The organism is Aquitalea sp. S1-19 (assembly GCF_024343515.1).
The window spans coordinates 1-10,757 of sequence record NZ_RJTZ01000103.1; the positions used below are offsets into that span (position 1 = coordinate 1).

The following is a 10,757-nucleotide window of genomic DNA, read 5'->3' on the forward strand; positions in this document are numbered from 1 at the left end:
GGCTGGGGCTATGCCGTATTCGGCAAGGTCGTGGAAGGCAAGGATGTGGTTGACCGCATCAAAGGCACGAAGACCGGCCGCAAAGGCGGACACCAGGATGTACCGGTAGAAGCCGTTGTGATCGAGAAGGCCGAAATCATCTAAGTCAAAGCGGCATCCGGGATCGGGTATCCGGATGCCGCAGCCATGCAGTCGGGCAGCCATGGCATAGGCCGCTGCCCGTTTTTTATGACGGGTCCCCGATCCCGCATCCCGGATACCGCACATTCATGCCCATCCACTTCATTTCCGACCTGCATCTGTCCGAAGATGTCCCTGAACTTGCCACACTATTCGAGCGCACGCTCACAGCTTGGGCCGGGCAGATAGATGCGCTCTATATTCTTGGCGATCTGTTTGAATACTGGGTGGGGGATGACGACACATCGGATTTCAACACCCGCATGACGGCTGCCATGCGCCGCTTCAGCAGCCACACGCCACTCTATGTCATGCACGGCAACCGCGACTTTTTAATGGGCAGCGGCTTTGAAGAAGCCAGCGGGGCTGTGCTGCTGGCCGACCCTAGCCTGTTATCCATCCATGGCCGCCATTACCTGCTCAGCCACGGTGATGCCGCGTGCAGCGACGACAGCGCCTACCAGCAGTTCCGCGCAATGAGCCGCAACCCATTGTGGCAAAAGGCGCTACTGGCCAAGACCCTGGCCGAACGCCATGCCATTGCCCGCTTGGCACGCAGCCAGAGCGAGGGCATGAAACGCGAACAAGGTTATACCGAGGCCGGCGATGTGACCGAAGAGGCATTGCTGGCGTTGATGGCTGCGCACGACTGGCCGGTACTGATACATGGCCACACCCACAGGCCGGGCTGCTACCCGCTCAGCGACGGGGCGCGCCATAGCGAGCGCTGGGTGATTGCCGACTGGCACGACGGTCGCGGCGGCTATCTGCGGCTGGATGAAAAGGGACTGACCGCGCTGGTACTGGCGTAACCAAGGATCAGGGATTAAGTGTGGCGACCCTACCCAAGCACGTCAACACCACGATTCCCTATTCCCTATTCCCTCAGAACAGATGACCCAGCTTGGCGGCCTTGGTATTGAGGTAATGGTCGTTATGGCTGTTGCGCCCGACCTTGAGCGGCACATGTTCGGTCACGGCGATGCCGACACGGTTCAGCGTCTCCAGTTTGCGCGGATTATTGGTCATCACCCGCACCTGGTGGATGCCCAGCTCGGACAACATATCGCGCGCGATGCCGAAGTCGCGCATATCGGCCGGAAAGCCCAGCTGCTCGTTGGCCTCAACCGTATCGGCCCCCCCATCCTGCAGCTTATAGGCGCGGATTTTGTTGATCAGGCCGATGCCGCGCCCTTCCTGGCGCAGATAGAGCAAAGCACCACGCCCTTCTTCGGCAATGGCATCCAGCGCGGCCTCCAGCTGGAAACCGCAGTCACAACGCAGCGAAAAAAGCGCATCTCCGGTCAGACATTCGGAATGCAGGCGCACCAGCACCGGCGCACCATCGTCAACCACACCCAGCGTCAGCGCGACATGCTCCTGTCCGGAAGCTTCCTCGAAGCCATGCATGGTAAATTCGCCCCATGGGGTCGGCAGTTTGCAGCTGGCAATAAAACGCAAGGCGGGAACGCGGGACGGGGACAACATGCAAACTCCACACAAACTCATCAAGTGAGCGATGGTAACGGCCATCACGCACGCTGCAAAGCAGAAAATCACGCCCGGCCATCCTGCCATGACGGTTCACCTGCCGGTTTCTACGCCGGATGGCTGTGCAATCGTCGCTGCCACTGCTGCGCGACATGCCTTAGAATACATAAATTGAATAATTCGCCATCTTGATATGCCTCCAGATGATCCATTGCCCATCGTTCACGGTGGCCACCCCATGCCGACCATAGACGCGGCACTGCCGGCGCATCCAATGCAATGCCCCCATTGCGACCTTGAGTTGGGCCTGCCCGCGCTACAAGCTGGCCAGCTGGCGCGCTGCCCGCGCTGCAACGATGAGCTGTGCCGCATTCCTTTGCATGCTACCGACAGCACGCTGGCCTACGCACTGGCGGCGATGATTTTTCTTTGCCTGAGTTTCGCCTTCCCGCTACTGGGCATGACGGTCGAGGGTGTACACCAGCAAATCACCATTTTCAGCAGTGCCGAGATTCTGTTTCACGAAGACTTTGTACTGATTGCCGATCTGTTGCTGCTGGTATTGCTGTTTACCCCCGCCCTGTTTCTGACAGCCACCTTCTATGTTTATCTGGCCTTACGCCTGACTGCACGCTGGCCGGGCTTGCGCGCCGCCGCCCAGCTGGCCGCGTCCCGCCGGCCCTGGATGATGGTGGATGTGTTTGCGCTGGCCATTCTGGTCAGCATGATCAAGCTGGCGTCACTGGCCGAAATCCATTTCGGCCTGTCCTTCTGGAGCCTGTTGCTGTTCAGCCTGTCGCTGACCAAAACTGCTTCACTGGTAGACAAGCACTGGCTGAACTTCAAGCTGGCACAATTATATGGTGACGACCCGACCCAACCATGGACAGATGACGAACAAAGCTGTCCGGCTTGTGACAAGCGCAACCCCAAAGATGCCCGCCGCTGCGTGCGCTGTGCGCACCGCCTAAGCACACGCCGCCCGCACAGTCTGCAACTGACGGTCGGCTTGCTACTGACGGCAGCCATCTTGTATATTCCGGCCAACCTCTACCCCATCATGCTGACCGAAAGCCTGCGCAGCAGCGAGGCCTCGACCATCCTCGAAGGCGTGGTCATCATGTGGAACATCGGCTCCTACCCGATTGCACTGATTATTTTTATCGCCAGTGTAATGGTGCCCATCGCCAAGTTCGCCGCGCTGTCCCTGCTATGCATTGCCGTCCAGCTACGCAAAGGGGCAGGTGAAACCGTCAGTGCCCGCCGCTACACCCAGCTTTACCGCGTTACCGAGCTGATAGGGCGCTGGTCCATGGTTGACGTTTTTGTCGTCGCCATTCTGGTCGCACTGGTGCGCATGGGCAAGATCATGTCGGTCTACCCCGGCGTGGCCGCCCTCTCGTTTACCGGCGTGGTGGTATTCACCATGCTGGCCGCCATGAGTTTCGATATCCGCCTGATCTGGGATAAACGCGTCAACAAGGAAAACCCCGCCCATGACTGAACCTGCGGACAACAAACAGCCCATCGCCCGGGTCGCCAAATTGCGCCAGCTCTCGCTGGTCTGGATTGTTCCCATCGTTGCCCTGATCGCCGGCTTGTGGATGGTGTACACCACCTGGAGCAATCAGGGCCCGCAAATCACCCTGCACCTGCCCTCGGCCGAAGGCATTGAGGTCGGCAAGACCCAGATCAAGATTCTCGACGTCAATATCGGCAAGGTGAGCGAAGTCAGCCTGGCGCCGGACCACACCGCCGTCATTATCAAGGCTCAGCTGGACAAAAGCGCTGCGCCACTATTGTTTCAGGACAGCCAGTTCTGGGTGGTACGCCCACGGGTAGAAAATGGCGGCGTCAGCGGCTTGTCCACGCTGCTGTCCGGCGTTTATATCAAGTTCCAGCCAGGCAAAAGCGGCGAGCTTAGCCGCGAATTCAAGGTACTGGCCACCCCGCCCATTACCGCACCGGATGTACCGGGCTTGCGCCTGCAACTCAATGCCCGCGATGTCAAAACGCTGAATGTCGGTGATCCGGTGCTATTCCAGCACTTTGAAGTCGGCCGCATCGAAAAGGCCGAATTCGACACCGCCGCACGCGAAATGCGCTACCAGCTATTTATCAAGCGCCCTTACGACCAGCTGGTCACCGCCAATTCGCGCTTCTGGCTGACCAGCGGCGTCGGCTTCAACCTGTCAGCCAATGGCATCTCGGTCAATGTCGGCTCGCTCGCCACCTTGCTGGGGGGCGGCATCTCGTTTGATGTGCCATCTGGGCACGAATTGGGCGATCGCGTCGCCAACCAGAGCAAGTTCACGCTATACGCCAGTGAAGAGAGCGCCAGCAACCTTTACTACGAACAGCAGCTTCCCTTTGTCGCCCTGTTCGATGAATCGGTGCGCGGCTTGCAGATTGGCGCGCCCGTCGAATATCGCGGCATCCGCATCGGCACGGTAGCCGCCGTACCGCTATTCACCCCGGCTCTCGCCACGAATGCGACAGGCAAGCGCGCCATTCCGGTACTGCTGAAAATAGAAGTCGGCCGTTTTGACGATGAAACCGGCGAGCGCCCGCAAGCCTTCTGGCAAAAGCGCATCGATCAGGCTATCCAGAACGGCATGGTCGCCAAGCTCAAGACCGGCAACTTGCTAAGCGGCGCGCTGTTTATCGACATCGACTTCTCCGGCAAGCGCATCAACACGCTACCCAAGCCTTACCGTGGCTACCCGATTTTGCCGACCAGCAATAGCGGCGGGCTGTCGCAGATAGAAAACAAGGTCATCGCCCTGCTGGACAAGCTCAATGCCCTCAAGCTTGAGCAAACGCTGGACAGCGCCAATGGTGCACTGAATGAAACCCGCAGCGCGGCAAGCGAAGCTGGCAAGCTGGCCCAGTCGCTCAATAGCCTGGTCGCCAGTCCGGACGCCCAGGCGTTGCCGGCCGAATTGCGCCAGACACTGGCCAAGCTAGGCACTACGCTGGATGGTTTCTCCAAAGGCTCGGTCGCCTATAGCGAACTCAGTCAGACACTGAGTACACTGGGCGCACTGCTACAGGAAACGCGGCCAGTAGTGCGCACTTTGAACGAAAGCCCGAATGCGCTGCTGTTTGACCGCAGCACCCCCGACCCTACCCCCAAGGGAGCCCGACCATGAAGCAGCGCGCCCTCCTGCTCTCCTTGCTACTGGCACTTGGCGCCTGCGCCAGTGCACCCAAGGTCAGCTATTACCTGTTACAAAGCCCGGCTACTGGCACCACGACGGAGTTGCGCACCAGCATCCCGCTGGAGGTCAAACTGCCCGACTATCTGTCCGGCTCCAGCATCGTGTACCGCGAAAGCCCGGTACAAGTCAGTCTGGCGCAGTACCACCAGTGGGCGGAGGCGCCAGATAAAATACTCACCCGCCAGCTAAGCAGCCAATTGAGCGCATTTCTGCCACCCGCTACGGCCACGCCTGCAGGCAAAGTTCAGGTCGTATTCGAACAGTTCAATGGCAGCTATCAGGGCTACGCCCAACTTAGCGGGCGTTACAGCTATCTGGATGAAAAAGGCAAGGTGCGCTTAAGCCGGCCATTTGATATCCAGGCCATGCAACGCGGTGATGGCTACCCGGCATTAATCGAAGCACTGAGTCGCGGCACGACGCAACTGGCAAGCGAAATAGCCCAGCAGATCAGGCTATCGCCTTAAGCGCGGCGGCGTACTGGCGGTACTGGGCGTGATCGTATTGCCGATCACCTCGGGCGACATAGCATTCCGTTCGGCGCGCCTGATCATTGCCGACTTTTTCACCATGCCGCAAAAAGCCATCGCCAAGCGTTTGCTGATTGCCATTCCCATGTTTGTCATCGGCGATGCGCTGACCAAGATCGATTTCAATGTGATCTGGCGCTGCCTATGGCCACGCTGATCGGCATCGCGACCACCATCGCCCTGACCGTATTGTTCTTTATCAAGATACGGCGCTGCGAAAACGCCATCACGGCTGAACAACTGGCCTGATCCGGCTCACTACGCAGCAACGCCAGCCCAGAGGCTGGCGTTGCTGCGTAGTGCCAAACAGAGTGTTCCAGTTTATGCGCTCATGCGGTCACTGACCCGGCGCACTTTTTTGGTCACATTGGCAAACTTGCTGACATAGCGCGGATCGGTGGCATAGCCGCCTTTGTGTAAAGCCTGAGCAAAACCCTTGGCGTTGTCGCCCTGCCCCAGTGCCTTGGCGTAACGCTGGTTATTGGCAAGCAAGGACGCATAGTCCTCGAATGCAGCCTGAAATGACGGGTAAGCGCGGAAGGTTTCGGTTTTCTTGACTTTGCGCCCGCCCAGATACTCGGTGGTACGGATCTTGACCGTATCGCCGGTCCACGAGTCATACGCTTTCAGGCTGAACAGATTGTAGCTGTCGCGACCATCGGCAAAACGGATAGGTTTTTTGCCCCAACCACTTTCCAGACCAGCATGTGCGATGATAATCGCCGGGTCCACCCCGAGCGCTTGTGCCGCATCTTCAGCGTGCGGCAGCATGGTATAGGTAAACGCACCAATGGGATCCGAAGGCACGGCAGCAGGCTTGGGCTGCGCTACGGCAACGCTGGCAACGGGCGTACTGGCGGTAAAACGTGGCTGCAACTGACCACTGGCGGACTTTTCAGCCTGAGGCTGACTGACTGCGCTGCCACAGGCAGCGAGAAATAAGACGACGAACGGGAAAAGAAGAATGTGCTTGCGCAAACTGACTCCTGTCAAACCCAAACAGCCGGGTGAACTAAAGGGAGCGCATACTACCTCAAAAACATTGATCCCCGCAAGTCAGCATAAAAATGCAAGCTCTTGATATTAAAAGTTTTTATATCAAACAAACAAATCAAAGCCACAAAATGCATTCAAATACCGGCATCCGAACCTGCCTCCAGTTGCTGCAATCCGCGCGCCACCCCCACCAGTTTATCGACATAGGCCGGATCGGTTGCATAGCCGCCAGCATGCAATGCACGGGCAAAAGCCTCCGCATCATCGCCCTGGTTACGCACATCGGCATAGCGATCGAGCCGCAGCAATAAGGCGGCGTAGTCATCAAAAGCAGCCCCGAACGACGGATAGGCCCGGAATACTTCCTGACGCTTGAGTTTGCGCCCCTTGAGATACTCGGTGGTCCATATCTTGGTCGTGTCCCCCTGCCAACTGCGCGTAGCCTTCAGGCTGAACAGATTGTGGCTGTCCGAACCATCGGGCTGGCGGATAGGCCGTTGTCCCCAGCCGCTTTCCAACGCCGCATGCGCAACAATCAATTCGGGCGCAACCCCCAACTCCTGGGCGGCAGGCTGTGCATGCGGCAGCATGCGCGCAACGAACACCTCTTGAAACTTTGTGGCCTGTACCGAAGGCGCAGGCGGCTGATGGCTGGCACAGGCCGACAATAAAAAAACGCTACACAGCAACCCAAAACCGGCCTTCATGACATCCCCTCCAAACCATGCAATCACTATGACTACGAACGCCGGCACCAGCCATGCACGGCCAGTAACAGCGCCAACGCCATACCCAGTTCAAAAATTTCTTCCAGCGACAGAAATAAATGCTCCTGCAGCAGGCCAGCACCGAGGAGATAAAGCAAGGAAGACGCGGTTTCAACCGGCCCGTTCTCCATTAGGAAGGCATGATGCTGCGCATCCGGCAACCAGACCGCCAAGAGTGCGAACGCCACTAGAGATAAACTCAGGAGAAGATCTCTCCGCGGGAATGACAAAAACAAAATAACAACCTTCCAAAAAGCAAAAAACCGCCAGCACTTGCGCGCTGGCGGTAGCAGGACTTGTAAAACACTTAGCCGAGCGAGGGTTCCCGCATGAGTAGCGTAGACAGATCCGCCACGCGCTGCTTAAGTTCGCGCCGGTCGACGATCATGTCGACCGCACCTTTTTCCAGCAGGAACTCGGCACGCTGAAAGCCTTCGGGCAGGGTTTCACGCACGGTCTGCTCGATCACGCGCGGGCCGGCAAAACCGATCAGGGCATTGGGTTCGGCAATCACCACGTCGCCCAAAAAGGCAAACGAAGCCGATACCCCGCCCATGGTCGGGTCGGTCAGAATGGAAATAAACGGCAGTTTCGCCTGCGTCAGCAAGTCCAGTGCGGCACTGGTCTTGGCCATCTGCATCAGCGAATTCAGCCCCTCCTGCATGCGTGCGCCACCGGATGCAGCCACACAGACAAAGGGCGCACGTGCCTCGACCGCAGCCTGCACGCCACGCACGAAACGCTCGCCGACCACCGAACCCATCGAGCCGCCGATAAAGCGGAACTCGAAAGCAGCCACGACAACCGGTACGGTCAACATGCTGCCCTGCATCACCACCAGTGCATCATCCTCGCCGGTAGCCGCACGCGAGGCGGCCAGACGGTCGGGATATTTCTTGCTGTCCTTGAACTTGAGGATATCTATCGGTTTGACTTCGGCGCCGATTTCGCGCCGCCCCTCTTCATCCAGCAGGATGTTCAGGCGCGCACGTGCATCCAGTGCATTATGATGGTTGCACTTGGGGCAGACCTGCAGATTGCTCTCCAGATCGGTGTAATACAGTACAGCTTCACAGGCAGGGCATTTGCTCCACAAGCCTTCCGGAACGGAAGAAGTCTTGTCGGAGCGGCTTTCCCGCTTGATCTTCGGTGGCAAGAGCTTATTGAGCCAGCTCATCGAGATTCCTTACAGTCTGGCCAGGCATCCTTGCGGACCCCGGGACCGGGTGTACTAACGGATGGCAGCCTTGAGAGAGGCCACCAGACGGGTCAACTGCTCTTTGGCAGTCTGTTCTGTTGCCGCCTCGATTTCCTGCACCAAACGACTACCTACGATAATGGCATCGGCAGCGGCCGACAGCGCACGGGCAGTCTCGGCATCGCGGATGCCGAACCCCACCCCGATAGGCAGGCGGATATGGTGTCTGAGGGCGGCAATTTTACCTGCTACAGCGTCAATGTCCAGATGACCTGCACCCGTGACCCCATTCAGCGACACATAATAGACATAGCCGGAGGCATGAGCGGCGATTTCCGCCACGCGCGCATCCGTCGTCGTTGGCGCAATCAGGAATACCGGATCCAGCGCCGACGCTTTCAGCGCCGCCGACAATTCTCCCGCTTCTTGCGGCGGACAGTCCACCGTCAATACGCCATCGACCCCCGCTTTGGCAGCGGCACAGGCAAACTCGGCGTAGCCCATGGAGAAGACCGGATTGAGGTAGCCCATCAGCACGACCGGCGTTTCGGTATTACTCAGGCGGAACTCGGCCACCATGGCGAGCACGTCTTTCAGCCCCACCCCATACGCCAGCGCGCGCTCGGAGGCTTTCTGGATCACCGGACCATCAGCCATCGGGTCGGAAAACGGCACGCCCAGTTCGATGATATCGGCACCGCCGTCCACCAGACCGTGCATCAATTCGACAGTCAGGCCGGGGTTCGGGTCGCCGGCGGTAATAAACGGAATCAGCGCCTTGGCGCCATCCAACCTGGCAAAACATGCAGCAATACGCGACATGGACTTCCCCTTTACAGCGTCATGCCGACTAGGCCGGCCACAGTATTGATATCCTTGTCGCCACGACCGGACAGGTTGACCAGGATCACCTGATCCTTGTCCATGTCTGGCGCAGCCTTGGCCGCCCAGGCCAGCGCATGGCTGGATTCGAGCGCCGGAATAATGCCTTCCAGATGGCAGCAGTCATGAAAGGCCGCCAAAGCCTCGTCATCGGTGATGGCGGTATATTCGGCGCGGCCGATATCTTTCAAGTAGCTGTGCTCGGGACCGACGCCCGGGTAATCCAGACCGGCCGACACCGAATGGGTTTCGATGACCTGGCCGTTAGCATCCTGCATCAGGTAGCTCTTGAAACCGTGCAACACACCAACGCGGCCGGCCGACAAAGGTGCGGCATGGCGACCGGTTTCAACCCCGTCACCACCGGCTTCGACGCCGACCAGACGTACGCCTTCGAGCGGAATATACGGGTAGAACATGCCGATCGCATTAGAGCCGCCACCGACACAGGCAACCACCACATCCGGCTGGCGCCCGATGGCCTCGGGCATCTGCACCTTGGCTTCATTGCCTATCACCGACACAAAGTCGCGCACCAGCATCGGATAAGGATGCGGACCGGCGGCGGTACCCAGAATATAGAAGGTCGAATCGACATTGGTCACCCAGTCGCGCATTGCCTCGTTCAGCGCATCTTTCAGCGTTTTTGAGCCGGACTCTACCGGCACCACGGTCGCGCCCAGCAGCTTCATGCGGAACACATTGGAGGCCTGGCGCTTGATGTCCTCGGCGCCCATATACACTACGCACTCCATGCCGTAGCGCGCCGCCACCGTCGCGGTGGCGACACCATGCTGGCCGGCACCAGTCTCGGCGATCACCCGCTTTTTGCCCATACGCCGCGCGAGCAGCGCCTGACCAATGGCGTTATTGATCTTGTGCGCGCCGGTGTGATTCAAGTCTTCACGCTTGAGCCAGATCTGCGCACCACCGAGCGCCTCCGACCAGCGCCGCGCATGATAGACCGGGCTTGGGCGGCCGACATAATGCGCCAGTTCGTAATGGTACTCCGCCCAGAATGCCGGGTCGGCCTTGGCACGCGCGTACTCGGTCTGCAATTCGTCCAGCGCAGCCATCAGTGTTTCTGCCACATACACGCCCCCGTGCAGGCCGAAGTGGCCTGCCGCATCGGGCAGATCATAATGATCCATGTCTTGCTCCTGAAATGAAGGCTGCCATACGGGCAGCGTCCTTGATTCCTTTTGCGCTCTCGACCCCACTGGAGACATCCACCGCCGCCGGATGCACCTGGCGCAGCGCCGCCGCAATATTGTGTTCATCCAGCCCGCCAGACAGAATCAGCGGCAGCGGCAAATCCTCGGCCAGCAAACTCCAGTCAAACGTCTGGCCGGTGCCGCCATGCACGCCCTCGACAAAGGCATCGGTCAGCAGCCCACGTGCGCCGGCATAGCGTTTGGCCATGGCGGCAAGGTCAGTGCCGGCCTGCACCCGTACCGCCTTGAGATAAGGGCGATGGAAACTGGCACAAAAT

The 10,757-nt window shown here is 58.9% G+C and carries 14 protein-coding genes; 6 read left to right on the top strand and 8 right to left on the bottom strand.

Features of this window, described 5'->3' with window-relative positions; all coding sequences use genetic code 11:
* On the top strand, positions 1–144 hold a 144-nt coding region (locus EGI20_RS13925; protein WP_498632209.1), incomplete at its 5' end, for a peptidylprolyl isomerase.
* Between the two features lie 125 nt (positions 145–269).
* Complete coding sequence (locus EGI20_RS13930) at positions 270–992, top strand: UDP-2,3-diacylglucosamine diphosphatase (RefSeq protein ID WP_498631135.1); 723 nt, start codon at positions 270–272, stop codon at positions 990–992.
* A 73-nt stretch (positions 993–1,065) separates the two neighbouring features.
* Here EGI20_RS13930 and ribA read toward each other — a convergent pair whose 3' ends face one another.
* Entirely contained in the window at positions 1,066–1,668 is a 603-nt protein-coding gene (ribA, locus tag EGI20_RS13935) for a GTP cyclohydrolase II (RefSeq protein ID WP_124735276.1), read from the bottom strand.
* Positions 1,669–1,909: 241 nt separating this feature from the next.
* Between ribA and EGI20_RS13940 the strand changes: the two genes are divergently transcribed.
* From EGI20_RS13940 to EGI20_RS13955, 4 genes are read left to right on the top strand one after another with little or no spacing between them, the layout of a single operon-like run.
* Positions 1,910–3,175 (top strand): PqiA/YebS family transporter subunit, encoded by a 1,266-nt coding sequence (locus tag EGI20_RS13940; RefSeq protein WP_498632195.1) that lies wholly within the window; start codon positions 1,910–1,912, stop codon positions 3,173–3,175.
* Positions 3,168–4,823 (top strand): intermembrane transport protein PqiB, encoded by a 1,656-nt coding sequence (gene pqiB / locus EGI20_RS13945; RefSeq protein WP_498632196.1) that lies wholly within the window; start codon positions 3,168–3,170, stop codon positions 4,821–4,823. Before EGI20_RS13940 ends, pqiB begins: the two co-directional genes overlap by 8 nt.
* Positions 4,820–5,359: a PqiC family protein gene (locus EGI20_RS13950; protein ID WP_498632198.1), complete on the top strand. Its 540-nt coding sequence runs from the start codon at positions 4,820–4,822 to the stop codon at positions 5,357–5,359. The genes pqiB and EGI20_RS13950 overlap by 4 nt, the downstream gene beginning before the upstream one ends.
* 28 nt (positions 5,360–5,387) lie before the next feature.
* Positions 5,388–5,579: a hypothetical protein gene (locus EGI20_RS13955; RefSeq protein WP_498632200.1), complete on the top strand. Its 192-nt coding sequence runs from the start codon at positions 5,388–5,390 to the stop codon at positions 5,577–5,579.
* Positions 5,580–5,743: 164 nt separating this feature from the next.
* On the opposite strand, the gene flgJ (EGI20_RS13960) is transcribed toward EGI20_RS13955, so the two are convergent.
* The 7 genes from flgJ (EGI20_RS13960) to EGI20_RS13990 all read right to left on the bottom strand — a co-directional run.
* Positions 5,744–6,400, bottom strand: coding sequence for a flagellar assembly peptidoglycan hydrolase FlgJ (gene flgJ, locus EGI20_RS13960; RefSeq protein ID WP_498632201.1), 657 nt, complete (start codon positions 6,398–6,400; stop codon positions 5,744–5,746).
* A 152-nt stretch (positions 6,401–6,552) separates the two neighbouring features.
* A complete protein-coding gene (gene flgJ / locus EGI20_RS13965; RefSeq protein WP_498632202.1) occupies positions 6,553–7,125 on the bottom strand; it encodes a flagellar assembly peptidoglycan hydrolase FlgJ in 573 nt (190 codons plus the stop codon).
* A gap of 32 nt (positions 7,126–7,157) precedes the next feature.
* Positions 7,158–7,373, bottom strand: coding sequence for a hypothetical protein (locus EGI20_RS13970; protein ID WP_498632203.1), 216 nt, complete (start codon positions 7,371–7,373; stop codon positions 7,158–7,160).
* 119 nt (positions 7,374–7,492) lie between these two features.
* Positions 7,493–8,362, bottom strand: coding sequence for an acetyl-CoA carboxylase, carboxyltransferase subunit beta (accD, locus tag EGI20_RS13975; protein WP_498632204.1), 870 nt, complete (start codon positions 8,360–8,362; stop codon positions 7,493–7,495).
* Between the two features lie 54 nt (positions 8,363–8,416).
* Positions 8,417–9,205 carry a tryptophan synthase subunit alpha gene (trpA, locus tag EGI20_RS13980; protein ID WP_498632205.1) on the bottom strand — a complete coding sequence of 263 codons (789 nt, stop codon included), beginning with the start codon at positions 9,203–9,205 and terminating at the stop codon, positions 8,417–8,419.
* 11 nt (positions 9,206–9,216) lie between these two features.
* The gene (trpB, locus tag EGI20_RS13985; protein ID WP_498632207.1) at positions 9,217–10,416 is read right to left on the bottom strand and encodes a tryptophan synthase subunit beta; all 1,200 of its coding nucleotides are present in this window, start codon (positions 10,414–10,416) and stop codon (positions 9,217–9,219) included.
* On the bottom strand, positions 10,403–10,757 hold a 355-nt coding region (locus EGI20_RS13990), incomplete at its 5' end, for a phosphoribosylanthranilate isomerase (protein WP_498632208.1). The genes trpB and EGI20_RS13990, both read right to left, overlap by 14 nt.